This window comes from Magnetospirillum aberrantis SpK (assembly GCF_011022235.1).
GTDB classification, from domain to species: domain Bacteria; phylum Pseudomonadota; class Alphaproteobacteria; order Rhodospirillales; family Magnetospirillaceae; genus Magnetospirillum; species Magnetospirillum aberrantis.
Map to the genome: position 1 here is coordinate 323783 of NZ_JAAIYP010000038.1, position 25745 is coordinate 349527.

Here is a 25745-nt window from a genome sequence, read left to right on the forward strand (position 1 = left end):
GCCCCATGTGAAAAATGGCTTTTTGCACTCAGTGCCCTATTGCACCTCCCGTCCCGTCCTTTCGCGCCATTGCGGAAATTCCGTAATTTGCGTAAAGTCAGGGGCGATATATGAAGGAGCTTGCCATGACCCGCATCATCTCTGCCTCGGACGCCCAGAAGCGGTTCGGTGAAATGGTGGACATGGCCCTGCGCGAGCCGGTCATGGTCCAGCGCCATGGCCGCGACGTGGTGACCATGATTTCGGTGGATGAGTACAAGCGGCTGCGGCGGCTGGAGCGGGATGCCCTGGCCGCCCATGAGGTGGATGACGACACCGCCCGGCTGATCGAAGCCGCCGAATACAACGCCTGACTCTCTGGCCACCCGTGGCGATTCCCCCTCCCCGCAATGGCGCCGTCATCCGCTATGCCTATCTCTGGCGCGAGGAAAAGGAGCGCGGCCTGATCGAGGCACGCAAGGATCGCCCCGCCGCCGTGGTGCTGGCCCACAAGGATGCCGCCACCGGCCGAATCGTCACCTTCGTGCTGCCGATCACCCATTCGCCACCCGCCGACCTTTCGGTGGTGGTCGAAATTCCCGCCGATGCCAAGGCCCATCTTGGCCTCGATGGCGAACGGTCATGGATCGTCTGCGACGAGATCAACCGCTTCAGTTGGCCGGGCTACGATTTGCGGCCGATTCCGGGTGCCCGGCCCGCTCGTTGGGAATACGGCATGTTGCCGCGCGGGCTTTACGAACAAGCCAAGGCGTTGTTCCTGGACTGTCGGAAACGGGGACGGGCAAAGGTGGCGGATCGCGATTGACCCCGCCCGAAGCACGCTATGAGAAAAGCCGACTTTCCCACTATGTCGGCGCGGCCCTTCCACCAAACCAATTCCCGGATGTGGGCGGGGGTAAAGCCCCCGCCCTCCCGTCACCCGAGGATGTCCGCCTTGATGGCATACACGTAGTCGCGATGGCCTTCGCGAACGGTGTGCTTGACCAAGCCGGATGGCACCTCGCAACCGACCTGACCCGTACCCGACAACATCACCCTGATGCCCTTGCCGCCCAAATACCCGCAGCTCAACCCCGTCGAAAATTGGCTGTCCAACCGTGCCTTCACCTCATACGAGGACATCCTCGGGCACTGCTGCCACGCCTGGAACAAGCTCATCATCATGGCAAACGCGCTGATCCGAGATCAGCGCGTCTACGCCCCATGAAAAGACAGTTGCTTGGTATTTAGTCAATCTGGAGCACCAGCGCCTTGAGGTAGGCGCTTTCCGGCAATTGCGGATGCAGCGGATGGTCGGGAGCGGCGCCGGCGGCACGCAACACCCGACCGGAACGCCCGGCCTGGGCCAGACCGTGGGCGATTTCTTCGGCGAACATCTCCACCGGCATGTGATGCGAGCACGATGCCGCCAGCATGAAGCCGCCCGGCTCGACCAGCGGCGCGGCCAGGCGGGCCATCTTGCGATAGCCCTTGGCACCCGAATGCAGGTCCTTGCGGGATTTGACGAAGGCCGGCGGGTCCACCACCACCAGACCGAAGCGTTCGCCGGCGGCGTCCAGGCGGGCCATTTCGGCGAAGGCCTCGGCCCGCACGCACGACACCGCCACGTTGTTCAGCTTGGCGGCTCCCTCGGCCAGGGCCAGCGAATGTTCCGAGCGGTCGACGGCGGTGACCGAGGCGGCGCCGGCCAGCGCCGCCTGCACCGCGAAGCCGCCGGCATAGGTGTAGACATCAAGCACGCGGCGCCCCTTGGCCAGCCGGGCGACAAAGGCGCGGTTATCGCGCTGGTCGTAGAACCAGCCGGTTTTTTGTCCTCCCGTCAGGTCGGCCAGGAAACGGGCGCCGTTCTCCATCAATTCGACCGGCCCGTCGAGATCGCCCAACGCCACCTTGTGTTCCAGCGCCAGCCCCTCGAGCCCGCGCACCGGGCTGTCGTTCCTGAGCACCACGGCACGCGGCGCCAGAACCTCGGCCAGGGCGTCGAGCAGAAGCGGCGTCAGCCGCTCCATGCCGGCGGTGTTGACCTGGACGGACAGCACGTCGCCATAACGGTCGACGACCAGGCCGGGAAGGCAATCGGCCTCGGAATGAATCAGACGGTAATAAGGACCGTCGAACAGCATGCCGCGCAAATCCACCGCCCGACGCAGCCGCTCGGCCAGGAAAGCCGCGTCCACGACCCGCGACCAGTCGCGGTCGAGCACACGGGCGGCGATCAGCGAATGCGGGTTGAAGGTGGCAACGCCCAGCTTCTCGTCGCCGGCGTCCACCAAGGTCACCAGACTGCCCGGCGGCAGGGCCTTGAGCTCGGGCGTCATCTCGATTTCGTTGGAAAACGCCCACGGATGGCCCCCCCGGAAGCGGCGGGCGCGCCCCTTGGCGAAGCGGACGAGGGGACGGGCGGCGGCGATGTCGGCGGCGATGTCAGTCATGGCGCCACCATAATCAAGCGCCGGACCGGCGGCAACGCGCATGACGTCCCTGCCCGAAAGGGCTGGTCAAGGACGAGGAAGACTCTCCAAACCGGTGGGATACCAGTAATTTTTTCCAATTTTGATATGGATCAATGGCCCAGGGTGCGCATGCCGTCATAGTGCGCCAACTCGGAGCAATGTCCTCCCGGCCGGTCCTGGCCAACGGGGGTTTGTTTGTCATGGTGTCCGGCGGGGCGCTCCGGGCTGACCCTTTCCCGGTCGAAACAGGAGTTCGGCATGAGCACCAACACCGACGCCACGCCCTATTGCGAAGACGTGGTGAAGAAGTTCGTCCTCGCGGCGACGTTCTGGGGTGTGGTTGGCTTCCTGGCGGGCGATTTCATCGCCTGGCAGCTCGCCTTCCCAGCCCTCAACCTTGATCTTGAATGGACCACTTTCGGCCGTCTGCGCCCGGTCCACACTTCCGCCGTCATCTTCGCCTTCGGCGGCAACGTTCTGATGGCAACCTCGCTGTACACCGTGCAGCGCACCGGCCGCGCCAGCCTGTTCGGCGGCGAGGCCTTCGGCAGCGTCATCTTCTGGGGTTTCAACACCCTCATCGTCGCTGCGGCGCTGTCCTATGTCCTGGGCTTCTCCCAGGGCCAGGAATACGCCGAGCCGGAATGGCTGCTGGATCTGTGGCTGACCGTGGTCTGGGTGCTGTACCTGATCGCGTTCGCCGGCACCATCATGAAGCGCCGTGAGCCGCACATCTATGTGGCCAACTGGTTCTTCTTCGCCATGATCCTGACCATCGCCATGCTCCACCTGGGCAACAACCTGGTGGTTCCGTCGGCGATCTTCGGCGGCTCGTTCATGAAGTCGTACAACCTGTTCGGTGGCGTCCAGAACGCCATGACCCAGTGGTGGTACGGCCATAACGCGGTGGGCTTCTTCCTGACCGCCGGCTTCCTGGGCATCATGTACTACTTCGTGCCCAAGCGCGCCGAGCGTCCGGTCTATTCCTACCGTCTGTCGATCGTGCACTTCTGGGCGCTGATCTTCCTGTACATCTGGGCCGGTCCGCACCACCTGCACTACACCGCCTTGCCGGATTGGGCGCAGACCCTGGGCATGACCTTCTCGGTGATGCTGTGGATGCCGTCCTGGGGTGGCATGATCAACGGCCTGATGACGCTCTCGGGCGCCTGGGACAAGCTCCGCACCGACCCGGTGATGCGCTTCCTGGTCTCCTCGGTGGCGTTCTACGGCATGTCGACCTTCGAAGGTCCGATGATGTCGATCAAGGCGGTGAACTCGCTGTCGCACTACACCGACTGGACCATCGGCCACGTGCACTCCGGTGCCTTGGGCTGGGTGGCCTTCGTCTCCTTCGGCGCTCTGTACTACCTGGTTCCCAAGCTGTGGGGCCGCAAGGAAGTCTACTCGCTGAAGCTGGTGGGTCTGCACTTCTGGATCGCCACCATCGGCATCGTGCTCTACATCACCGCGATGTGGATCTCGGGCATCATGCAGGGCCTGATGTGGCGCGCCTACGACAACCTGGGCTTCCTCCAGTACTCGTTCATCGAAACCGTCGAGGCCATGCATCCGTACTACGTGATCCGTGCTCTCGGTGGCGTGCTGTTCGTCCTCGGCTCGCTGGTGATGGTCTACAACTTCTACAAGACCATCAAGGGTGACGTGGCTGCCGAAGCCGCTCAGCCCTCGACCGCTGCGGCCCGCTGAGGGGAGGAGGCGAAATGTCTATTTTCAAGCATCACGCCAAGCTGGAAACCAACGTCTTCTTCCTGGCCGTTGGCATCCTGCTCTCGGTGATCGTCGGCGGCCTGGTCGAGGTCGTGCCGCTGTTCACCATCGAATCGACCATCGAAAAGGTCGACGGTGTCCGCCCCTACTCTCCGCTGGAGCAGAAGGGCCGCGACATCTACGTCCGCGAAGGCTGCTACCTGTGCCACAGCCAGATGGTCCGTCCCTTCAAGGACGAGGTCGAGCGCTATGGCCATTACAGCCTGGCGGCCGAGTCCAAGTATGACCATCCCTTCCAGTGGGGCTCCAAGCGTACGGGTCCGGACCTCGCCCGCGTCGGTGGCAAGTACACCAACGACTGGCATGTCCGCCACCTGATCAATCCGCGTGACGTGGTTCCCGAATCCGTCATGCCGGGTTATCCCCATCTCAAGCGTGAACTCGACTACAGCACCATCGACGCCGACATGAAGGCGCTGCGTGTTGTGGGCGTCCCCTACACGGACGAGCAGATCGCCAACGCCAAGAAGGATCTGGTCGAACAGGCCACTTCCGACGACGCCAGCGCGGCTGTTGCCGGCCGTTACCCGAAGGCTCGCATGGGTAGCGCCGACGCCAATCCGAAGGTGACCGAGCTCGACGCCATGGTGGCGTACCTGCAGGTCCTGGGCACCATGGTGGACTTCACCACCGTGAAGCCCGAGAAGATCGCCCGTTAAGGGGAGCGGAGATTGCTCGAGACGTTCGTCAACGACGTTCTCCGCCCCCTTTGGGGCCTGTGGATGATGGTTTTGTTCCTCGGGATCGTCTTCTGGGCGTTCCGACCCAAAAACAAGGGCCGGTTCGAATCCTACGGAGACATCCCGCTTAGGGACGACGACAAGGAGCGCTAATATGGCTTCCATGGAAAAGGACTCGGTGTCCGGTCAGTACACGACCGGTCACGAGTGGGACGGCATCCGGGAGTTGAACACTCCGTTGCCGAAATGGTGGGTGTACGTGTTCTGGGCCACGGTGATCTGGTCGATCGCCTATTGGGTCGCCATGCCCGCTTGGCCGACCATCAACGACTACAGCCGCGGCGTGTTGGGCTATGCCTCGCGCAACGAGCTGGAAAGCGACATCAAGGCGCAGAAGCAGGCTCGTTCCAAGTTCGAGGCCAAGATCGCCGCCATTTCGGTGGACGACGTGGTCAAGGACAAGGACCTGCGCAACTTCGCCATGACCGGTGGCAAGGTGCTGTTCAACGACAATTGCGCGCCGTGCCATGGCACCGGCGGCGTCGGTGCTCCCGGCGCCTACCCGAACCTGGCTGACGACGAATGGATCTGGGGCGGCGAGTTGGCCGACCTCAAGCAGACCATTTCGTTCGGCGTCCGCAACACCAACGAGAACTCGCGCCAGAGCGAGATGCCCAAGTTCGGTGCCGACGGTCTGTTGACCGCCGAGCAGATCAACCAGGTCGCCGACTATGTCGTCGCCCTGTCGAGCAAGGGTTCGACCGCTGGCCTGCCCGGCGAGGCGATCTTCGCCGAGCAGTGCGTCGTCTGCCACCAGGACGGCGGCGTGGGCTCGAAGGATGTCGGCTCGCCGGCCCTGAACAACAACATCTGGTTGTTCAAGGGCAGCAAGGAGCAGGTGAAGCAGGTGGTGATCAATCAGGTCACCAACCCGCAGCACGGCTCCATGCCGGCGTGGTCCGAGCGTCTCGACGAGACCTCGATCAAGATGCTGACCGTCTACGTCCACTCGCTGGGCGGCGGTAAGTAAGGACCTTAGCGGGGCCGGTCCGCCGGCCCCGTCACCGTCCAGGTTGGGCTTAGGACGGCCCAGGGGGCTTGGACGGTCAGGTTCGAATGGGGTGCGTTCCTCGCGGAACGCGCCCCATTTTCTTATGTGGTGGAACCGCCGCCTCTTTCGTTGATCAAGATCAGTTTCCCCGTTGGCGACGATGGCCTATGGTGGCCCGCCGCGCCATGCACCATGCGCATGGCATATATTCGAAAACGATGATACATCGCCCCCCATCGCGCGGGGACGACCGCAGAACCGGAGCACCGCTCAGATGACCCAGGCCGCGCCCAAGCCGACCAAATCCAACGGACTTTATGCCGAGACCGTCACCATTCACCCGCGCAAGGTCAAAGGCACCTTCCGTTCGGCCAAATGGTGGCTGATGGTGGTGTTGCTGGCCGTCTATCATCTGGCGCCGCTGATTCGCTGGGACCGTGGCCCGGACGCTCCGTCCCAGGCCATCCTGGCCGACATGGCCGGTCGCCGGGGCTATTTCTTCTTCATCGAGATCTGGCCGCAAGAGGTCTATTACGTGACCGGCCTGTTGCTGTTCGCGGCCATCGCCTTGTTCTTCATGTCGGCCCTGGCCGGGCGGGTGTGGTGCGGATTCCTGTGCTGGCAAACCGTCTACACCGACCTGTTCGTGCTGGTCGAACGCTTGGTGGTGGGCGACCGCAACGCCCGCGTCAAGCTGGACCGCGATCCCTGGACCATTGAAAAACTGTGGAAAAAGGGCGCCGTCCACACGCTCTGGCTGTTGATTTCGCTGACCTGCGGCATCGGCTTCACCCTTTATTTCGACGACGCCTTCGTCACCCTTCGCGACCTTTTCACCCTTCAGGCCGGCATCGGCACATGGTCGGCCATCGCCATCGTCGGCGGCTCGTGCTACCTGCTGGCCGGCTTCGCCCGTGAACAGGTCTGCCTGTACATGTGCCCCTATTCGCGGTTCCAGTCGGCGATGTTCGACGAGCATTCGCTGATCATCTCGTACGAGGGCTGGCGCGGCGAACCCCGCGGCCCGGCGCGCAAGGGCCAGGGCTTCGAGGGACGCGGCCATTGCATCGACTGCAAGATGTGCGTCCAGGCCTGTCCCACCGGCATCGACATCCGCGAGGGATTGCAGATGGCGTGCATCGGCTGCGGCCTGTGCATCGACGCCTGCAACACCATGATGGACAGGGTCGGGTTGCCTCGAAACCTCATCCGCTACGATTCCAACGCCAACCTGCTGGCCCGCGAAAAGGGTGAGGCGGCGAAGACAAAGCTGGTGCGGCCGCGCACCATGATCTATACCGCCATCTTGACTGCGGTCGGCGCGGTGATGGTGTTCGCCCTTTCAACCCGGCACACCGTTGACGTGAACGTGCTGCATGAACGCTCTCCGCTGTTCGTGCAGTTGTCCGACGGCAGCATTCGCAACGGCTACACCTACAAGGTCCTGAACATGGTCCGACGGGATCGCACGTTTCAGCTTTCCACCAACGGCATCGCCGGCGCCACCGTTCAGGTGGTGGGCGAGACCGATGGCGGGACCCAGGCCCTGTTGCAGGTGCCGGGCGACGACGTGACGGCGTTCCGCCTGTACGTCACCGCGCCGGAAGCCTCACTCCAGAACTCCAAGACCTCGCTGACGCTCGTGCTCACCGACATGGCCGACGGCCACGTGGTGCGCTCCGAGACCCTGTTCGCGGGGCCAGGAAGGTGATGAACATGGCTGCGACCCGTGAGCGGGGATGGTGGTATCCCTATATCTTCGTCGGCTGTTTCGTGGTGGTGGTGGGCGTGAACGGCGCCCTCGCCTATTTCGCCACGTCGACCTTCACCGGCCTTGAAACCGAGGGCGCCTACCAGAAGGGGCTGATCTACAACCAGAACCTGGCCCTGGCCAAGGCCCAGGAAGAACAGGGCTGGACCGCCGACACCACGGTCACGCCGGGCCAGATCGGCACCGACGGCGCCAAGGTCGAGGTCGCCATCAGCTATCGCGACCGCGACGGCAAGCCGGTCGAGGGACTGGCGGTCGGCATCGACCTGATCCGCCCCACCGCCAAGGGCCTGGACCACCACGAAGACCTGAAGCCTTTGGGCAAGGGCACCTATGGCGGCACCTTCACCTTGCCGGCCAAGGGAGTGTGGGACATGGACGTGGCCGCCACCGGAGTCGGCGTCGGCCATCAGCACGCCCAGCGTTTCGTCATCAAGTGAGCGAGCAACGCTTTTGTCGCCATTGCGGTCTGGCCATCCCGGCGGGATTGGCCGGCGACTTCTGTTGCCGCGGCTGCGAAGGCGCCTATGCCCTGGTCCAGGGATTGGGGCTTGACGGCTATTACCGGCGCCGGTGCATCGACCCGGCGGCCCGGCCGTTGCGCCCTGACGAGGAAACCCCCGCCCAGCACGATTATTCCGCCCAGGTCATGACCGATGACGACGGTCAGGCGGTGTTGCATCTGATGGTCGAGGGCATCCACTGCGCCGCCTGCATCTGGCTGATCGAGGCGTTGCTGTCCAAGCAGCCCGGCGTCAGCTGGGCACGGGTCAACATGACCACAAGACGGCTGGTGGTGCGTTGGGACCCAGCCCAGAACGACGCCTCGACCCTGTTGGATCCGGTGCTGCGGGTCGGCTATCGCCTGGTGCCTTATGATCCGGCCAAGCTGGGCCGCGAAACCGAGCGGGTCGAGAAGGAATTGCTGCGAGCCATGGCGGTGGCCGGCTTCGCCGCCGGCAACGTCATGTTGCTGTCGGTGTCGGTGTGGGCCGGCCATTTCAGCTATATGGGCCAGTATACCCGCGACCTGATGCATTGGATTTCGGCGCTGATCGTGCTGCCGGCGGTGCTTTATTGCGTCCGTCCCTTCGCGCGGTCGGCCATTTCCGCGCTACGCGCCGGGCGCACCAACATGGATGTGCCGATCACGCTGGGCGTGACCCTGGCTTCGGCCATGTCGCTGGCCGAAACCATCCGCCACGGCGAATACGCCTATTTCGATTCCGCCATCACGCTTTTGTTCTTCCTGCTGATCGGCCGCTACCTCGACAGCCGCGCCCGTGGCCGGGCACGTTCCGCCGCCGAACATCTGCTGGCGTTGGACGCGGTGGCGGTCACCGTGCTTGACGACGACGGCACCCAAAGGCTGGTGCCGCCGGCCCAGGTCGTCGCCGGCGCCACGGTGCTGGTGGCCACCGGCGAGCGCATCGGCGTCGACGGCGTCGTCGCCGACGGGCGCTCGGACGTCGACACGGCGCTGATCTCGGGCGAAAGCGTTCCCGTGGCGGTCAAACCCGGCGACAAGGTCTTCGCCGGAACCATCAACCTGTCCGCGCCCTTGCGCCTGACCGTCGCCGCCGTCGGCGAACGCACGTTGCTGGCCGAAATCGTGCGCATGATGGAAGTGGCGGAACAGGGACGGGCCAAATACGTCGCCCTGGCCGACCGGGTCTCGCGCTGGTATGCCCCGGTGGTGCACATGGCGGCGCTGGTCACCTTCCTGGGCTGGGCTTTCGTCATGGACGCACCATGGCAACAGGCGCTGCTGAACGCGGTGGCGGTGCTGATCATCACCTGCCCCTGCGCGCTGGCGCTGGCGGTGCCGGTGGTCCAGGTCATCGCCTCGGGCCGGCTGTTGCGTCAGGGTATCTTGCTGAAATCGGCGACCGCGCTGGAACGTTTCGCCGACGTCGACACGGTGGTGTTCGACAAGACCGGCACCCTGACCGAAGGCAAGCCGCAACTGATCCGTGACGGTGCCTGGGACGACGGCCACCTGACCCGCGCCGCCGCCCTGGCCGCCGCCTCGCGTCATCCGCTGGCCCGTGCGCTGGCCGCCGCCGTTCCCGCCGTGACGGTGGCCGAAGACGTGCGCGAGGAACCGGGTCGCGGCATGGTGTGCGGCGCCACCCGCCTGGGCAGCCGCGCCTGGATCGGCATCGCCGACGATTCCCAGGCCATGGGGCCTGAATTGTGGTTGGACGAACCGGACCACGCGCCGGTGCGCTTCGCCTTCGCCGATTCCCCGCGCGCCGACGCCGCCGACGTGGTGGCCGACCTCAAGCGACGCGGCCTCGCCATCGAGCTGTTGTCCGGCGACCGCGAGACCACCGTGCGCCAACTGGCCGACACCCTGGGCATCGAGACATGGCATGCCGCACAGACCCCGGCCGACAAGGTGGCCCGTCTCGAGGCGCTGAAATCCCAGGGCCGGCGCGTGCTGATGGTCGGTGACGGCTTGAACGACGCCCCCGCCTTGGCCTCGGCCCACGTCTCGGCCTCGCCGTCCTCGGCGGTGGACGTCAGCCAGACCGCCGCCGACGTGGTTTTCCAGGGACACCGCCTGGCGCCGGTGACCGAAGTGTTGCGTGTGGCCGTCGGATCGCGCCGGCTGGTCACCCAGAATTTCGGTCTGGCGCTGGCCTACAACACTTTCACCGTGCCGCTGGCGGTGGCCGGATACGTAACGCCATTGATCGCGGCGATTGCCATGTCCACCTCGTCGCTGGTAGTAATTGGCAACGCCCTGCGGCTGTCACGCGGGAGAACAGGTTGACCAACCTCTTGATGCTGATCCCCGTCGCCCTGGTCCTGGGCGGCATCGGATTGGTGGCTTTCCTTTGGGCCCTGAAGTCCGGCCAGTTCGACGATCTGGACGGTGCCGCCCATCGCATCCTGTTCGAGGATGACGAACCCGGTCCCAAAGACCGGCCTTCCGACCAATCCTGAAAGGGGGCTTGGTGAGCGTCATGCCGCCCCTGGACTTCGACGACCACAAGACGGACCGCCCCGACGCGCCCGACCTTTCGGCCCCGCCGTGCCGCAATTGCGACGTGGTGCGCGAACTGGCGTTCTGTGCCGACCTGACCCATGACGAAATCCGCCGTCTGGCCACCGTGCGCTGCCACGCCCAATTGCCGGCGGCGTTCTCGGTGTTCCGCGAGGGGGACCCGGCCGACCATGTCTATTCCATCAGCACCGGGGCGGTGAAGCTTTACAAGCTGATGAGCGACGGCCGCCGCCAGATCATCGGCTTCCTGTTCTCGGGCGACATGTTCGGCCTGGGGCTCGACGGCGGTTATTGCTACACCGCCGAAACCTTGGTCCCCACCCAGTTGTGCCGTTTCACCCACCGCAAGCTCGACACCATGATGGACGAGTTCCCGCGGCTGGAGCGCAAGATGTTCACCATGACCGTCAAGGATCTGGTGGCCGCCCAGGAACAGATGCTGTTGCTGGGACGCAAGACCGCGCGCGAGAAGGTGGCGACGTTCCTGCTCAAGCTGTCGCGCCGGGCCGCCCAGCAGGGTCAGCCTGCCAGCCCGGTGGCCCTGCCCATGAGCCGGGCCGACATCGCCGATTATCTGGGCCTGACCATCGAGACGGTGAGCCGCACCTTCACCCAGCTCAAGCGCGAGAACATCATCGGCCTGCCCGACGCGGGCCATGTGGTGCTGACCGACGAAAGCGCCCTGCGGGAACTGGCCGAAGGAACGGCCAGCGGTTGAGGGGCGGTATTTAGCGTTTGACTTCGGGGCGACGGGATGAAAAACCGAGAACCATCCTTGTCCCACCCGCCCCCGAGGGAGACACCGTTGAGCACCGAAATCAAGACGAAGCGCCTGACCACCCGCGACATCCGCGCCCGCAAGGGAAGCGATCCGGTGGTCGTGCTGACCGCCTATACCACGCCCATGGCCCGGCTGCTCGACCCCCATTGCGACATCCTGTTGGTCGGCGATTCGCTGGGCATGGTGCTGTACGGCATGGAATCCACCCTGGGCGTCAGCCTGGACATGATGATCAACCATGGCCGCGCGGTCATGCGCGGCTCCAGCCGTTCCATGGTGGTGGTGGACATGCCGTTCGCCAGCTATCAGGAAAGCCGGGAACTGGCATTCCGCAACGCGGCACGGATCATGACCGAGACCGGCTGCGCCGCCGTCAAGATGGAAGGCGGACACGAGATGGCCGACACCATCCACTTCCTGACCTCGCGCGGCGTGCCGGTGATGGCCCATATCGGCCTGATGCCGCAGGCGGTCAACACCGCCGGCGGTTTCCGCGCCCACGGCCGCACCGAGGACGAGGCGGCGGCCATCCGCGTCGACGCCCGCGCGGTGGCCGACGCCGGCGCCTTTTCCGTGGTGGTCGAAGGCACCATCGAATCGGTGGCTCGGGCCCTGACCGCCGAAATCGACATTCCCACCATCGGCATCGGCGCCTCGGCCGCCTGCGACGGCCAGGTGCTGGTCACCGAGGACCTTGTCGGGCTGTTCAACGATTTCACCCCGAAATTCGTCAAGCGCTATGCCGACCTGTCGCCGCAGATCTCGCAAGCCGCGGCCGACTACGCCGCCGACGTGAAATCCCGCGCCTTCCCCGGCCCCGAACATTGTTTCGGCGTGCCCAAGCAGAAATAACAAGGACCCATCGCCATGACCCAGACCGACACCCTCGACATCGTTCGCAAGGTCGCGGACCTGCGCGCACGGGTGAAATACTGGCGCGACCAGGGATTATCGGTCGCCATGGTGCCGACCATGGGGGCGCTGCACGACGGCCACCTGACCCTGGTGCGGGCGGCTCTCGAGGCGGCCGACCGGGTGGTGGTGTCGGTGTTCGTCAACCCGACCCAGTTCGGCCCGACCGAGGACCTGTCGCGCTATCCCCGACAGGAAGCCACGGACGCCGAGGCGCTGGACGGAATCGGTTGCCACCTGATGTTCGCCCCCACGGTCGAGGAAATGTATCCCGACGGTTTCGCGACCACCATTTCGGTCAAAGGTGTTTCCGAACCGTTGGAGGGCGCCTGCCGGCCGGGCCATTTCGACGGCGTCGCCACGGTGGTCGCCAAGCTGCTGTCGCAATGCGGCCCCGACGTCGCCTTGTTCGGCGAGAAGGATTGGCAGCAATTGGCGGTGATCCGCCGCATGGCCCGCGACCTGGACCTGCCGGTGGAAATCCGAGGCGTCCCCACGGTGCGCGAGGCCGACGGGCTGGCACTGTCGTCGCGCAACGCCTATCTGAGCGCCGAACAGCGCGTTCAGGCGGCAGCACTCCACCGCGCCCTGGTCACGGTGGCCGAAGGCGTCAAGGCCGGCCAGTCCCCCGAGGAACTGTGCCACCGCGCCGCCGCCGAGGTGCTGGCCGCCGGCTTCGCCCATGTCGACTACATCGAAGTCCGCGACGCCGCCACCATGGCCCCGCTGACCGGAAACGGCCGGCCCGGCCGGGTCCTGGCCGCCGCCAAGCTGGGCACCACCCGCCTGATCGACAACGTCGCCATCGAGGAATAAGGCCATGCTGGAGCGCCTGTTTGGACTGAACGCGAACGGCACCACCGTCGGCAAGGAAGTCCTGGCGGGCGCGACAACCTTCCTCACCATGGCCTACATCATCTTCGTCAACCCGGCCATCCTGGGCGACGCAGGCATGGACAAGGGCGCGGTGTTCGTCGCCACCTGCCTGGTCTCGGCCTTGGCTTGCGCGGCCATGGGCATCGGGGCCAACTATCCCATCGCCCTGGCGCCGGGCATGGGGCTGAACGCCTATTTCGCCTATTCGGTGGTGCTGGGCATGGGCCAGCCGTGGCAGGTGGCGCTGGGTGCGGTGTTCCTGTCGGGCTGTCTGTTCGTCGCCATCTCGCTCAGCCCGATCCGCGACGCCATCGTCGATGCCATCCCCCATTCCATGAAGTTGGCCATCTCGGCCGGCATCGGCCTGTTCCTGGCGATCATCGCCATGAAGAACGCCGGCCTGATCGCCCACCACCCGGCCACGCTGCTGACCGCCGGCGACATCACCAAGCCCGAGACGCTGTTGGCCATCGGCGGCTTCCTGGTCATGGTGGCGCTGGATTCGCGCAAGGTTCCGGGCGCCATCATGATCGCCATGCTGGGCACCGCCGCCCTGGGCATGGCGCTGGGCCTGACCCCGTTCGCGGGCGTGGTGTCGGCGCCGCCATCGCTTTTGCCGACCCTGGGACAACTGGACATCAGCGGCGCGCTGGGCCTGGGGCTGGTCACCATCGTCTTCGCCTTTCTGTTCGTCGATCTGTTCGACAACACCGGAACCCTGATCGGACTGGGCCATCGCGGCGGATTGCTGGACGAACGCGACCGCCTGCCGCGCCTGCGCCCGGCCATGGTGGCCAACGGCATCGCCAACATGGCCTCGGGCCTGGTCGGAACCTCGCCGGTCACCAGCTACATCGAAAGCGCCGCCGGCATCAAGGCGGGCGGACGCACCGGGTTGACGGCGGTGGTGGTGGCGGTTCTGTTCCTGGGCGCCCTGGCGTTCAGTCCTCTGGCCGCCTCGATCCCGGCTTACGCCACGGCACCGGCGCTGTTGTTCGTCGCCTGCCTGATGGCCCGCGGCCTGACCGAAGTGGCGTGGGACGACATCACCGAGGCGGTGCCGGCGGTGATCACCGCCATCGCCATGCCGCTGACCTTCTCCATCGCGCATGGCATGAGCTTCGGCTTCGTGTCCTATGTGGGCATCAAGCTCCTGTCCGGCCGCTGGCGCGAGGTTTCGCCCACCGCCGCGCTGTTGGCCCTGGCCTTCGCCGCCAAATACTGGTGGCTCGGCTGACAAAGTTGGAAAAGCGACGAAATCAACGCCGCTTTCCCATTGACCGCGACCAATCCTTGGCTATGATCTCGCGACCAATCCCACGGTGCCCCAGTGGCGGAATTGGTAGACGCAGTCGACTCAAAATAGGTCGCTGCTAGCGCAAATGCGCACGCAAACCGCAGTTTTGCGCGCTTTCTATCCCGTTGACGTTATCGCACACTTATAGCACAATTCCATTTGTGTGCTGTTCGCAGTGTTTTTCCTCTGGCGACGACAAGCGCCTTGTGTTAAATACTTGCGCCGCTGCATACCGCTGTGCCCCGGTGGTGAAATGGTAGACACGCCTGACTCAAAATCAGGTGCTGAGAGGCGTGCTGGTTCGAGTCCGGCCCGGGGCACCAACCTTTAGAGTTGGGTGCAGCACATGCCCAGACGCATTGACGACCCTTGGCGCAAACTGCGCGATGGCAATGTCGTCCTCAAAATCCGCAAAGGCTCATCTTATTGGCAAGCGCATCTGAAGGTGCGCGGCGAATGGATCAGGCTGTCCACCGGCAAGACCGACATCCGCGATGCCGGGCAATGGGCCTGCGACCAATACGACGACATGATGTATCGGGTGCGGCACAAGCAGGTGCCACGCACGAAGCTGATCCGGGACGCCACGGCGCAGTACATCCAAGACCTGGAAAGCAGCAACCTCGTCAGCGCGGACGATTACCGCCGCACGATCAAGAAATGGATCGACCCGCACCTTGGCGGCAAGAAACTCGACGAAATCAGCCCGCAGGACATTATCGGCTGGAACGCCTGGAAGCGCCTGCAACACGGCAAACCGTTCAGCAAATCGACGGTCACCAGCCATAACGCCTGCCTCAGCAACGTCTTCAAGACAGCGGTGCGCTACGGCTGGATGAACGAATGGCAGGTTCCCAAGCTCGTCAATGACGGCGAGCCGGGCATGCGCCGCCCCCACTTCGACGAAGACGAAATCGCGCCCTTGCTGGTCAAGATGTGGGATCTGATCCCCGAAGGCCGGAAGCAGAAAACCCGCGAAATCCGCCAGTTGCTCTACTACTACGTCAGCATCTTGCTGCTGACCGGCGCACGCCCCGGCAAGGAATTGGATAACCTTCGCTGGCGGCAGGTGGACCTTGCCTGGGAACGGGAAGGTCAGAAGTTCGTCAAGATCATCATAACCGCAGGCAAAACCATCAAATACAGCCGGGTACGTCAGCGGGCGATCACCGCACCGGCTGGGGTAGCGGCCCCGCCCTTCAAGGCGCTGATGGCATGGCAAGGCCCCGGCAAGGATGATGACGATTTCGTGTTCCGGCTGCCCGACGGAAGCCGGATCGGCAACATGCAGTCGTCGTTCCGGACGGTCCTGGAAAAGATCGACATGCTGTACGACAAGGGCGACCCACCAACGCGGCGGACCCTGTACTCGTTCAGGCACTCCTACGCGACGACGCAGATCGTCCACGGCACCATGTCGCTGATCGAGCTGGCAACCCACATGGGCACCAGCGTCGCCATGCTGGAACAGCACTACGCCCATTTGGGGCCACTGGCGATTGCCCCGAAGGTGGCGGCGAACGCGGTCTTGATCAGCCCTCACGTTGCGGCTGGTGCGTTCAATGACGGCCAGCCCCACGATACCAGCAAGAAGCGGCAGAAGCCCGAAACCCGCAAAGCATCTCCCGCAATCCCGAAGAGCTTGGCCGCCGCGCTGGCCGAGAAAGAGGATTAATCCTACCTCCGTGCAGCCCTGCCGTGCTCGCACGCTGCTCGTCGCTGTGTGCCCAGCACCAAGGTACTGGGGATGGGAAACGTAGCCCGTAGACGCCCCGCGCATCCCGCCGCTATAGCAGCAGCACCGGGCGCAATGCCCAATCCCGGAAACGTGCCCGCGCAACAGCGAGGGCCGCATGGACCGGACGGAACGTATCGCCGCACTCAACGACCAACTTCGCCGTGACCATAATCGCGGCAAGGTGGTTATCACCAGGGGCATCCAGGCCCTCGGCCATCAAGCCATTCTGGAAGTACTCGCTGCCGTCGCAGCGTTTTCCGATTTCACGCCAGACAACGATCCCTATGCCGAGCACGATTGCGCGGTCATGAATGTTGGCGACCACCGCATCATCTGGAAGATCGACTACTACGACCCGAACCTGAACTTCGCCTCCGATGATCCGGCGAACCCTGCCGTGACCATCCGCGTGCTGACCATCATGCTGGCCGACGAGTACTGAAATTCACCGCCGCCGCCATCGCGAAAATTCGCGAACTTACGTCATGTAAGCTCGTTGCCAATTTCCAAAAATTCCGTAACATCCGCATTTGAATTTTTGTGAATGATGGAGCCATTCGATGGACGGCGCGAACGTTGTGGAACCGGGCTTTGAGGACGCGATCAAGGAAGTCGAGGCCGTCGTCGCCGAGTTCGATGAGCGGACCAAGGACGAGCACCAATCCCAGCGTGAGAAGAACCTCGCCCTCTATGCCGCCTTGGAGCGCGCCTTCGTGTTCCACAACACCTGGGGCGATAAGCCCCAATATGCTGATCTGCTTCAGCGCAAGGGCGTGAAGGCGGCGGCGCGCGGCAAGAAGGCCAGCCGCTTCCTTCCCACCGTGAAGGCGTTCTTCGATCCTGACCTGGATGGCTTTGCCCCCATCGACGAAGACGGAAAGGCCGCGAAGAACCGCCGCCAGAAAGCGGTCAGCACCTATAGCGCCGCGTTGGAACTTGCTGCCGCTAAACGCCCCAACGATGTCGCCGCCTTCATTGAAGACGTGCGCGGCGTTGAAGAGGCACGAAAGCTGTGGGGGCAGCTTCAGAGCGAAACCGACGAAGCCAAAAAGGCCGTGGCCGAGGCCAAGGAAACCCGACAGAAGACCTTCGATGCCGGGCTTGCCGCATTGATGGCGACGAAGACCGCATCCCTTCCCCGCGATGAGGCGTTGAAGGGCAAGGTCGCTTTGGCGGCGGTCTATTTCGACGATGCGGGTGTCGCCCATTTCCTCGGCACGCCCGCCGAGGATGACAGCAAGACGCTGCTTGAGAAATTCGTCATTGCCAATGCGCCGGAAAAGGCCAAGAGCAAGCGTGGGCGCAAGCCGGGCACCCTGAACAGCAACAGCAGCAAGACCGCGCTGGATCGGCTGCTAAAGCTGTTCAACGCCAGCAAGCTGTCCCAGACCAAGGTGATGATCAAGATCATCAACGGGGAGGATGGCTGCGAGGTCCGGGTGTCGCAGAACAGCCGCAACACCTGCATGCTCAAGGCCCGGCTAATCCGCCAGGACTACCTGCCGCCGGGCACCTACTGGTTCGGCACGCGCGCCATCGGCTTCATGAAGAAGTTCGCGCTGCTCGGCAAGTTCGGCGCCAAGTTCACCATCGACGGCCCCAGCGAATTGGATTCCGTCCGCGCCACGGTGGCGATCACCGCCACCAACTACGATGCGGCGGTCGCGGCGTATGACGAGGCCAAGAGCATCAAGTGGTCGGAACGCGACCTTGTTCCCGGAACCACGTCCTACATCACGCGCGGCGAGGACAGCCTGACCGTCCGCTTCGAAACGGTTATCGACAAGATGGCCCGCGTCGAGGTGGACGAGGCGAAATGGGCGACTGTCCCATTGGAGGGTGCGTTCGCCGATTGGTACGCGGCGACGTTGGGGATTGCCAAGGACAAGGCCGATAGCCGTTTGCGGAAGGCCATCCATGGCGAGGCCACATTGATGAAGGTCACCGCGCATGAATGGGCGCTGTTGGACGAGCAGGGGACGATAGAGCCTGTCCACCATTTCACCTCGCCCATCGGTGACGGCAAGCTCGCTACCGAGATCAAGGTTGCCGCTGGCGAAATCCAGGCGGCGATCAAGAGCGTCAAGGAACTGGCCCCTGGTGGCGAGGTCACGCTGTCCTTGGTCAACAAGCTCGTCCGCGTCAGTGCGGCGACGGACAGGAACGCGGCGGAAATCTTCATTCCGTCCCAGACCAACAACAAGCGGCATGCGGAATACACGGTGTTTGAGCCTGTGCCTGTTGCTTCAACGTAGTAGTGGTTTGACCGATTTGCGGGGAGATGCTCTTGCGCCGCTCCCTTGCCTGCCGCTTGCCCCGAAGCTTCCTGGCCGTCGCCATCGTCCTCGTCCCTGCTGTCGTGTTCGACAGGGGAATTGAAGGTCGCCGCCGAGTCGGTGCTAAGGCCGGTCCTTACGCGATTGCTCCCAATCCTATTTACGCAATAACATCCTTGAGGCGTGCGATCTGCTGTTGGATCAACTAAATGACTGAAGAGCTGAAGCGGCTGTCTGAGCGGTCAATTCGGAAATTGAACAACGAGGAGGCATTCGACCATATAGGTCGACTTATTGATCTTTCAGGGGATGCCGCCTTTGCTCGTGGATTAGAGCGCGCCCTTACTTTGCTCGACGAGTTGGAAAAGCGCGATGTGACGATCGGACAGGGCGCTGTGATCCACTATTTCCGGGCCAATGTTTGGAGCCTCAAGGCTGAACTCGCCGGTCATAAACGGTCTTGGGCTTGGGAGCAGCCTGAAACGCAGCAAGAGATTTTGTCTCTGTCGCATGCGGTGTCGCACGAAGGCTTTGAAAAACTGCATCCGATACGGCAATGCCAAATACTTACAAATCGGGCCAATCTTCTTAACGGCGTCGGTCGTTTCGTTGATGCGTTAGAAAGTTGGGATCGTGCGCTGCGGATACTGCCGAAATTTGCGATGGCACTTGGCAATCGCGCCCGGGGGCTTGGCTTTTACGCACGTGCCCTGCATGACCCTGGCCATCAAGGGCTTTTCTGGCTGCATGCTCACGACGCTGCTGTAAAGGCAGGCGCTGATGATGCGTTGTTCGACAGCTTTTACCCTGGGCTGAGTGAGCAATTCGGAGCGATGGCGGTCAGTATCGCACAGAATGTCCCTGTGGACATGATCCGCGAGAGCCAGAACCTGGATGGGTTTTCACTTGGCCGCAGCAAGCGCGAGAAAGCTTATCGGCGCTGGTGTTTGGAGGAACGTTTGTTTCTCAACCCCCTTAATGACTTAGGCGCACATTCAATCGCAGCCAACGATGTTCTGACCCTGCCATCGCTAACAGAGATCAAGCCGCCAACGCGGCCCGGATTTGCGCCGCCGATTATTGGTTTTTTCAATCAAATGAAGCAGGAGTTTGCGTCGGCGCGTTTCATGCTGTTCGAAGGGCTGATCGCTGAAGGCGTTCATTTCTCCGACAAAGATGTGCTCCTCTATAATACCCTGGATTATCCTAGTTACTCTCTTGCTATGGAGCGCGTGCGAACAAGCTTTCGTATCGCTTATTCATTGCTCGATAAGACTGCCTTCCTTATCAATGACTATTGGTGCCTGGGGAAGCGACCGGATCAAATAAACTTTCGTAACGTGTGGATGGTGGAAGGCAAGAAAACTCTGCTTCCGGCTTTCGAGGAATATGAAAACTGGCCCTTGCGCGGTTTGTTCTGGCTTTCCAAGGAAATTCATAATGAGGCTCTGAAGGGTGCGACCGCCCCTGATGCTCGGGAGTTGCATGATTTGCGTAATCACCTTGAGCATAAATACCTACAGGTGCATGAGGGATGGGCTGTGGCAGGGTTTGTGGACGCCTTTGCCACCGGCGAACTCGGCAAATCGCTTTCGAGCCACGAAATGGAAGCGAAGGCGCTGAGGGTCATGAAGATCGCGCGGTCTGCCCTCTGCTATCTTTCGCTCGCAATCGGCCGTGAAGAGGAATTGCGCGACAGCAAGCGGCCAGACGGCCCGGTGTTCTCGATGCCACTTTCCACATGGGATGATGCTTGGAAGCGTTCCCGGTAGGGTGGCAAGGGGGGGCTCCAGGCATCAGCAAGAGCAAATCCACCCCGGCTGTGGCTGGTTTGTGCCGTTGGCGAAGTCGCCCCAGCAAGCCGCGACGGCGGCGCCTCGGAACGGGCGCGGCCGTCCCCAATGTTCTTGTGCGGATTGGTGCGACCAGCTCATGACAGGCCAACTTACAGCATGTAAGTTTGCGGCCTGGGGTTCAGCGGGAAAATCATAGAGGTCGTTCATGGTGCCGCCGTCGAACCGCGATGAGCTGCGCAAGGCAGTTATTATTGCGCTTTACCCCGTTGTCTGGGTTCTGGCCCACAAGGCGGCGGTGGCGATGAATGTTGGCCCCGGCGTCAGCATTTGGTATCCGCCCGCTGGACTGACCTTCGCCTTTCTTCTCCGCTTTCCCCGGTTCTGGCCGCTGGCCTATATGGGTATCGGATATGTGGTGCTGCTTGGCCCCTATGCCGTCACCACGCCCGGCGCTTGGCTGTCCTGGCTGATCCCGCCAACCGGCTATGTGGTTGGTGTTGCACTGCTGCGGCGCTGGCTTGGCGAGCCGCTGGACCTCAGCCGTCAGGCCCATATCCATCGCTTCATCGCCGCATCACTGGCGACGCCCGCCATTGTTGCCGCCGTCAACGTCCTCAACTTCTGCGCCGATGGCGCCATCCCGTGGTCGGAATACGGCCCGCTGGCCGCCCGCTTCTTCATTGGCGACGCGCTGGGCATCGTTACCCTCGCGCCCACCTTGTTGCTGCTGAATCGTCCGTGGCGTTCTCATTTTCGTCAACGGGATGGGCGTGTGCTGTTTGTCGGTCTGCTGGCGACCGCCTTGATCCTGTACCTGGAAGTGGCGGAACTGCTGCTGGGGCATGACCAGGGGCGCTTCTCCTATTTCGTCATGCTGCCGGTGGCGTGGAACGCGGTGGCCTTCGGCGTGCTGGGTGCGGCCTTGTCTACCTTGCTCGCCAATGTGTCGATCACGGCGGCCAGCCTGTTGCGGCCCGACCAATCCATCCTGGCTGGTGCTCCCTATTTCATGCTGTCCATCGGCTATCTCAGCCTGATCATCGCTGGAGCAATCGAGGACCGCGAAGGGGCGTTGCGCAAACTGCGCAAACAGGAAACAGCCTTGGACAAGGCATACCGCCACTTCACCACGCACGAAACGGCGTCCAAGCTGGCGCACGAGATCAGGCAGCCCTTGGCCTCGGCCTCCACCTATGCGCAGGCGCTGCACACCATGGCGGAACGGGGACGCGTCGATCCGGTGGAACTGCCGGAAATCACCGGACGGCTGGAGCGCGAGGTACTGCGGGTGCGCGAGATCATCGCCGCCAACCAAGCGCAGTTCGACCAGGCCACCGGCAGACGTGAAATGCTGACGTTGGCGGCGGTGATGGGCGACGTGGTGCCGCTGCTGCGCCAGATTTGCGACGACAGCGGGGTATCGGCTCAATTCGAGTTGGGCGGCTGCACGGCCAAAATCTTGGGCGACCGCGCCACCCTTCAGCAACTGGCGGTCAATCTGGTCCGCAATGCCTGCGAGGCGATGGCCGCTGTGTCGCAGCGGGCATTGCTGGTTGCGCTGACGGAAGAGAGCGGCAAGGCCGTGCTGCGCGTGCAGGACAGCGGCCACGGCTTTGCGGAAGAAACGTTGCGCAACGGCCATGCCCTGTTCGCCTCGGCCAAGCCGGGCGGCAGCGGCTTCGGCCTGCCTATCGCCCGCGCCATTCTGACCGCCCATGGCGGCGATCTTGAGATCGCCAACAACCCCGATGGCGGCGCCTGCGTCACCTGTTGGCTGCCGGTAGCGGCATGACCGAAACGCCCTTTGTTGTGGCTGTCGTCGATGACGACGCCAGCTTCCGCGAGGCCATCGTGTGGTTGTTGCGGACCAACGGCTACGACGCCCGCCCCTACGGCGATGCCGACAGCTTCATCGCCCAGCACAATATCCGCGCCATCGGCTGTGCCCTGGTCGATCTGCGCTTGGGCGAGGATTGCGGCATAGAGGTATTCCTGCGCTCACGGGCACACGGTCACGACATGCCGGTGATCATGATTTCCGGCCACGGTGATATTCCCACCGCCGTCAAGGCGGTGCAGCAAGGCGCGATGGGATTCATCGAAAAGCCCATCGACAACGCCAAGCTGCTGGCCGATGTCGCCAGCGCCAGCGTCTACCATCGTGATTTCTGTGCCCGCTATGGCCGGGCGGTTGATGCGATGCGGCTTTACGGCCTGTTGACCGTGCGTGAGCAGGAGGTGTTCTGGCTGCTGGTCAATGGCAAGGCAACCAAGGAAATCGCGAGCGAACTAGATATCAGCATTCGGACTGCTGAGGTGCATCGAACGCGAGTTTTTGAAAAAATGCGAGTGAACGGATTGGCTGACTTAGTCGGCATGTCAAAGCATTGCACTCGGCAGGCAATCTAGAATTGGCCACAAACGCACAGTTTCAATTTTTTAGGTGTGGCGTGTAAGCTATAGGCTCTGATTAACTCCGTCGGCTCCCCTCTCATGCCCCAAACTGCGTTCCATGGCGATGACCTTCTTGTCGCGGCAGACATCACCGATCCTTTGCAATGGGAACGGGTGCGGAAATGGAGCAAAACCAATCAGCTATTAACGAGTTGCTGCCGGACGCGCGCTACAGCCGTGCAAAATGAAAACGGCTTTAGGTTCTTCCGCCACCATACTGCTCCGAAAAATTGCGAAGCCGGCAAGGAAAGCATTGAGCACGAAAAGTTAAAGGCGGAAGCTTACCTTGTTGCCAAGCGATGTGGCTATCTTGCGCAAATGGAGGCCTCTGGCCCCAACTGGCGTGCTGATGTCCTTGTTACGCACCCCGTGACAGGAGAGCAGTCGGCGATTGAGATACAGAAATCTGACCAGAAAAATCACGAGACTCGTGAACGCGTCGAACGTCACAACGCTTCGGGTGTCAGGAGCGTTTGGTTCTTTCTACGAAAGCAGGATTATGAAGAAGTTCCGCCAGACCTTATCGGGCAAGGACTCCCTGCTTTCCTTCTTCGGGAGAAGAGCACGGAGGAACGGATACGTGAACTCGGAGGTCTTCTGACTGCCCTATTGAAGGGAAGCATGGTTTATGACAAAGGCAGCGATCTCGCCAAGGTTCCGCTTGCATTAATTGGATACAACTATCCTTGCGGACACTGTGGCCAGCAGTGGTTCCGAACGACATTCGCGGTGGCCTATCCAAACCGTGTTCGCGGAGGGAACAAGCCTATGGCCATTCCCTTAGCAGAGGCTTCATTCGGGGAGCAGGCACTAAGCAAGCTTCGTCAGTTGACCCAGCTAACTCCCGGAAAGACGCTTAAAGTCGCCCCCAACGTGGAACAAAACTTGATCTGCCCTCATTGCGGGGCCATGCCAGATCGTGAATTTCTCACCGAGGATGTCGCGCTTCAATGCCCGTACCCTAACTTTGTCGGTGCCATCGATATTCGACAACACTTAGGGTTCAAGCCAGGATGGCGCAAGGTTCGCCCACCAGAGCCTGAGGCAACGATGCCCGTTCAGCAATGGCAGCAAATTATTCAAGAACGGTTGCGGAATATTACTGATGAAAGGGAGCGGCAGGCACAGGAGCGGGAGCGCCAGAGGATAGTGCGTGAGGAGCAGGCTCGCCGCCGCCGCGAGCAAAGGACAGAGGAGCTTTGCAAACGCGAGTTAAGCGCCCTTGAACATCGACTGACCCCCTTAATGTCAGGGACTGAAATTACGACTTGGCTCAACCAGCCCAGTCAAGACCTAGCTGGCCTCTGCCCAATCTCTTCGATCAGAGAACATGCAAATAAACATTGGCAAGAACCATCGGCACCCCAAAGCGAGCCTGTTCGCATTATATCGTCAATTGCGGACGGTTCATTGCAAAATAATGCCGGTATTCTCGGCTTAACCGAAGAACAACAGCTACTTATTCTCCGCAACAGCAGACATCAGCGGCGCGCGCAGCGCCTTGCGTCTGCCGAAAATTTTGGCTCGAAGGTCACTGCATTTGGCGGCCTCCTTATAGGAGCGGCGATCGACAAGATACGCTTCCGCGCAAAAAAGTAGCGGGCGGCGCGCTGGAGCGCCGTCCATTCGTAGATTCCCCCAATATCCGGCCTATCCCGACCGTCATAGCGTGCCCGCCCGAAGCAATTGCCACCAGGGCGGCACGCCACCATGCACACCATCTGGATATTGTCGCTGGAACCCATCGAGACGCGCTACACGGCGCAGTGGTTCGCGGGCGTTCCCCGGCAAATCGCGGCCCATGCCGAGGCCAACGGGATCGTGGCGCAGGTTCACATGGACCCGATGGGCTTCGGCCAGGAAGCCATCGACAGCGGTATGCTCAACATCGTCAACGTGCCGGGTGATGGCGGCACGCAGCGTGCCAGTGCCGGGGCATTCCTCAACTTCGCCACCACCAATCTGTGGAAGAACCAGCAGGTCAACCGCTTCATCGGCATGGTCGAGGCGGGCTTAGTCCGCGATGGAGACAAGGTGCTGGTCACCGATGCGTGGCACCCCGGTATCCTGCAACTCGCCTACATGCGGAACTTACTTGATGTAAGTTGGGAAATTTCGGCGATCTGGCATGCGGGTTCCTATGACCCTTGGGATTTCCTCGGGCGCGCCATCACCGACAAACGATGGTCCTACGCCACCGAGCGGGCGATGTTCTGGGCCATCGACCGCAACTTCTTCACCACCTCGTTCCATTGGGGGCTGTTCTCCCGAGTCCTCAAGATCGATGACGACGAGATGGGCGACCACGCCGCCTATAGCGGCTATCCCAACGAATACCTGTGGGACGAACTGGCGCCGCACCGCCTGCCGCCCGAGCAACGCCCCAATCTGATCCTGTTCCCCCACCGGCTGGCCCCGGAAAAACAGCTCGACATTTTCAAGGACTTGGCCGCCACCCTGCCGCAATACGAATGGGTCGTGTGCCAGGAACAGGCCCTGAGCAAGCTGCAATACCACGCGCTGCTGGGCCAAGCCAAAATGTCGTTCAGCGCCGCGCTGCAAGAGACGCTGGGCATCGCCCAGGCCGAGGCCACCATCGCCGGGGCCATGCCGCTGTCACCCCGGAGACTGGCCTATAACGAGCAATACAGCGCGCCGTTCCTGTATCCCAGCGACTGGACGGCCAATTGGGAAGCCTATCGGGCCAACAAGGACTTCCTGGTCTCCTATATCCGCACGCTGATGGACGATTACGACACGCCCAGGATGCAGGCGGAAATCGCCCGGCAGGAGCAGGCACTGAAGGCGCGATACCTGACCGCCACGCCCCTTTACCAGCATCTCGTGGGGGCATGA

23 protein-coding genes, 1 tRNA gene and 1 pseudogene are annotated in these 25745 nt (G+C 62.6%); 24 read left to right on the forward strand and 1 reads right to left on the reverse strand.

The genetic code is table 11. The annotated features are described in order from the left end of the window. The first annotated feature begins 125 nt into the window (after positions 1-125). The 3 genes and pseudogenes from G4223_RS12640 to G4223_RS19995 all read left to right on the forward strand — a co-directional run. Positions 126-353 (forward strand): type II toxin-antitoxin system Phd/YefM family antitoxin, encoded by a 228-nt coding sequence (locus tag G4223_RS12640; protein WP_163680094.1) that lies wholly within the window; start codon positions 126-128, stop codon positions 351-353. Between the two features lie 14 nt (positions 354-367). Beyond that, complete coding sequence (locus tag G4223_RS12645) at positions 368-805, forward strand: growth inhibitor PemK (protein ID WP_163680097.1); 438 nt, start codon at positions 368-370, stop codon at positions 803-805. Positions 806-960: 155 nt separating this feature from the next. After that, positions 961-1207, forward strand: a pseudogene (locus G4223_RS19995) (hypothetical protein); the annotation flags it as partial. Between the two features lie 19 nt (positions 1208-1226). On the opposite strand, the gene G4223_RS12655 reads toward G4223_RS19995, so the two are convergent. Beyond that, positions 1227-2432 (reverse strand): class I SAM-dependent rRNA methyltransferase, encoded by a 1206-nt coding sequence (locus G4223_RS12655; RefSeq protein WP_163680103.1) that lies wholly within the window; start codon positions 2430-2432, stop codon positions 1227-1229. 279 nt (positions 2433-2711) lie between these two features. Here G4223_RS12655 and ccoN point away from each other — a divergent pair, with 279 nt between their 5' ends. The 21 genes from ccoN to G4223_RS12760 all read left to right on the forward strand — a co-directional run bounded on the left by ccoN (position 2712) and on the right by G4223_RS12760 (position 25745). Further along, entirely contained in the window at positions 2712-4163 is a 1452-nt protein-coding gene (gene ccoN, locus G4223_RS12660; protein WP_163680106.1) for a cytochrome-c oxidase, cbb3-type subunit I, read from the forward strand. Between the two features lie 14 nt (positions 4164-4177). Then, positions 4178-4903, forward strand: coding sequence for a cytochrome-c oxidase, cbb3-type subunit II (gene ccoO, locus G4223_RS12665; protein ID WP_163680108.1), 726 nt, complete (start codon positions 4178-4180; stop codon positions 4901-4903). Positions 4904-4969: 66 nt separating this feature from the next. Next, positions 4970-5077: a cbb3-type cytochrome oxidase subunit 3 gene (locus tag G4223_RS12670; protein WP_241004108.1), complete on the forward strand. Its 108-nt coding sequence runs from the start codon at positions 4970-4972 to the stop codon at positions 5075-5077. Between the two features lies 1 nt (position 5078). Next, entirely contained in the window at positions 5079-5954 is an 876-nt protein-coding gene (gene ccoP / locus G4223_RS12675) for a cytochrome-c oxidase, cbb3-type subunit III (RefSeq protein WP_163680116.1), read from the forward strand. 295 nt (positions 5955-6249) lie between these two features. Further along, complete coding sequence (gene ccoG / locus G4223_RS12680) at positions 6250-7686, forward strand: cytochrome c oxidase accessory protein CcoG (RefSeq protein ID WP_163680118.1); 1437 nt, start codon at positions 6250-6252, stop codon at positions 7684-7686. Between the two features lie 5 nt (positions 7687-7691). Next, the gene (locus G4223_RS12685) at positions 7692-8186 is read left to right on the forward strand and encodes a FixH family protein (RefSeq protein WP_163680121.1); all 495 of its coding nucleotides are present in this window, start codon (positions 7692-7694) and stop codon (positions 8184-8186) included. Then, the gene (locus G4223_RS12690; protein ID WP_163680123.1) at positions 8183-10525 is read left to right on the forward strand and encodes a heavy metal translocating P-type ATPase metal-binding domain-containing protein; all 2343 of its coding nucleotides are present in this window, start codon (positions 8183-8185) and stop codon (positions 10523-10525) included. Before G4223_RS12685 ends, G4223_RS12690 begins: the two co-directional genes overlap by 4 nt. Continuing rightward, positions 10522-10698: a cbb3-type cytochrome oxidase assembly protein CcoS gene (gene ccoS, locus G4223_RS12695; protein ID WP_163680126.1), complete on the forward strand. Its 177-nt coding sequence runs from the start codon at positions 10522-10524 to the stop codon at positions 10696-10698. Before G4223_RS12690 ends, ccoS begins: the two co-directional genes overlap by 4 nt. 20 nt (positions 10699-10718) lie before the next feature. After that, the gene (locus tag G4223_RS12700) at positions 10719-11477 is read left to right on the forward strand and encodes a helix-turn-helix domain-containing protein (protein ID WP_163680418.1); all 759 of its coding nucleotides are present in this window, start codon (positions 10719-10721) and stop codon (positions 11475-11477) included. Between the two features lie 87 nt (positions 11478-11564). After that, positions 11565-12392, forward strand: coding sequence for a 3-methyl-2-oxobutanoate hydroxymethyltransferase (gene panB, locus G4223_RS12705; RefSeq protein ID WP_205762495.1), 828 nt, complete (start codon positions 11565-11567; stop codon positions 12390-12392). A 15-nt stretch (positions 12393-12407) separates the two neighbouring features. After that, positions 12408-13268, forward strand: coding sequence for a pantoate--beta-alanine ligase (panC, locus tag G4223_RS12710; protein ID WP_163680135.1), 861 nt, complete (start codon positions 12408-12410; stop codon positions 13266-13268). A gap of 4 nt (positions 13269-13272) precedes the next feature. Then, a complete protein-coding gene (locus G4223_RS12715) occupies positions 13273-14565 on the forward strand; it encodes an NCS2 family permease (RefSeq protein ID WP_163680138.1) in 1293 nt (430 codons plus the stop codon). 299 nt (positions 14566-14864) lie between these two features. Further along, a tRNA-Leu gene (locus G4223_RS12720) sits at positions 14865-14948 on the forward strand. Positions 14949-14971: 23 nt separating this feature from the next. Further along, on the forward strand, positions 14972-16300 hold the full coding sequence (locus G4223_RS12725; protein ID WP_163680140.1) for a tyrosine-type recombinase/integrase: 1329 nt from the start codon (positions 14972-14974) through the stop codon (positions 16298-16300). 178 nt (positions 16301-16478) lie between these two features. After that, positions 16479-16805 carry a DUF3768 domain-containing protein gene (locus G4223_RS12730; protein WP_163680142.1) on the forward strand — a complete coding sequence of 109 codons (327 nt, stop codon included), beginning with the start codon at positions 16479-16481 and terminating at the stop codon, positions 16803-16805. Between the two features lie 118 nt (positions 16806-16923). Next, entirely contained in the window at positions 16924-18618 is a 1695-nt protein-coding gene (locus G4223_RS12735; RefSeq protein ID WP_163680145.1) for a hypothetical protein, read from the forward strand. 230 nt (positions 18619-18848) lie between these two features. Then, positions 18849-20411: an LA2681 family HEPN domain-containing protein gene (locus G4223_RS12740; protein WP_241004091.1), complete on the forward strand. Its 1563-nt coding sequence runs from the start codon at positions 18849-18851 to the stop codon at positions 20409-20411. A 229-nt stretch (positions 20412-20640) separates the two neighbouring features. Next, entirely contained in the window at positions 20641-22227 is a 1587-nt protein-coding gene (locus tag G4223_RS12745) for an MASE1 domain-containing protein (protein ID WP_163680147.1), read from the forward strand. After that, a complete protein-coding gene (locus G4223_RS20250) occupies positions 22224-22844 on the forward strand; it encodes a response regulator transcription factor (RefSeq protein WP_163680150.1) in 621 nt (206 codons plus the stop codon). The genes G4223_RS12745 and G4223_RS20250 overlap by 4 nt, the downstream gene beginning before the upstream one ends. An 84-nt stretch (positions 22845-22928) precedes the next feature. Next, on the forward strand, positions 22929-24488 hold the full coding sequence (locus G4223_RS12755) for a competence protein CoiA family protein (protein WP_163680153.1): 1560 nt from the start codon (positions 22929-22931) through the stop codon (positions 24486-24488). A 111-nt stretch (positions 24489-24599) separates the two neighbouring features. Beyond that, positions 24600-25745 (forward strand): glycosyltransferase family protein, encoded by a 1146-nt coding sequence (locus G4223_RS12760; RefSeq protein WP_163680156.1) that lies wholly within the window; start codon positions 24600-24602, stop codon positions 25743-25745.

Excerpts from the sequence above, each read along its gene's own strand:
- G4223_RS12640 (WP_163680094.1), top strand. The coding sequence starts at position 126 with ATGACCCGCATCATCTCTGCCTCGGACGCCCAGAAGCGGTTCGGTGAA.
- G4223_RS12740 (WP_241004091.1), top strand. The coding sequence starts at position 18,849 with ATGACTGAAGAGCTGAAGCGGCTGTCTGAGCGGTCAATTCGGAAATTG.
- G4223_RS12670 (WP_241004108.1), top strand. The coding sequence starts at position 4,970 with ATGGTTTTGTTCCTCGGGATCGTCTTCTGGGCGTTCCGACCCAAAAAC.
- ccoN (WP_163680106.1), top strand. The coding sequence starts at position 2,712 with ATGAGCACCAACACCGACGCCACGCCCTATTGCGAAGACGTGGTGAAG.
- G4223_RS12745 (WP_163680147.1), top strand. The coding sequence starts at position 20,641 with ATGGTGCCGCCGTCGAACCGCGATGAGCTGCGCAAGGCAGTTATTATT.
- G4223_RS12730 (WP_163680142.1), top strand. The coding sequence starts at position 16,479 with ATGGACCGGACGGAACGTATCGCCGCACTCAACGACCAACTTCGCCGT.
- ccoO (WP_163680108.1), top strand. The coding sequence starts at position 4,178 with ATGTCTATTTTCAAGCATCACGCCAAGCTGGAAACCAACGTCTTCTTC.
- G4223_RS12685 (WP_163680121.1), top strand. The coding sequence starts at position 7,692 with ATGGCTGCGACCCGTGAGCGGGGATGGTGGTATCCCTATATCTTCGTC.
- G4223_RS12715 (WP_163680138.1), top strand. The coding sequence starts at position 13,273 with ATGCTGGAGCGCCTGTTTGGACTGAACGCGAACGGCACCACCGTCGGC.
- G4223_RS20250 (WP_163680150.1), top strand. The coding sequence starts at position 22,224 with ATGACCGAAACGCCCTTTGTTGTGGCTGTCGTCGATGACGACGCCAGC.
- ccoG (WP_163680118.1), top strand. The coding sequence starts at position 6,250 with ATGACCCAGGCCGCGCCCAAGCCGACCAAATCCAACGGACTTTATGCC.
- panC (WP_163680135.1), top strand. The coding sequence starts at position 12,408 with ATGACCCAGACCGACACCCTCGACATCGTTCGCAAGGTCGCGGACCTG.
- G4223_RS12755 (WP_163680153.1), top strand. The coding sequence starts at position 22,929 with ATGCCCCAAACTGCGTTCCATGGCGATGACCTTCTTGTCGCGGCAGAC.
- G4223_RS12655 (WP_163680103.1), bottom strand. The coding sequence starts at position 2,432 with ATGACTGACATCGCCGCCGACATCGCCGCCGCCCGTCCCCTCGTCCGC.
- G4223_RS12725 (WP_163680140.1), top strand. The coding sequence starts at position 14,972 with ATGCCCAGACGCATTGACGACCCTTGGCGCAAACTGCGCGATGGCAAT.
- G4223_RS12700 (WP_163680418.1), top strand. The coding sequence starts at position 10,719 with ATGCCGCCCCTGGACTTCGACGACCACAAGACGGACCGCCCCGACGCG.
- G4223_RS12735 (WP_163680145.1), top strand. The coding sequence starts at position 16,924 with ATGGACGGCGCGAACGTTGTGGAACCGGGCTTTGAGGACGCGATCAAG.
- G4223_RS12760 (WP_163680156.1), top strand. The coding sequence starts at position 24,600 with ATGCACACCATCTGGATATTGTCGCTGGAACCCATCGAGACGCGCTAC.
- ccoP (WP_163680116.1), top strand. The coding sequence starts at position 5,079 with ATGGCTTCCATGGAAAAGGACTCGGTGTCCGGTCAGTACACGACCGGT.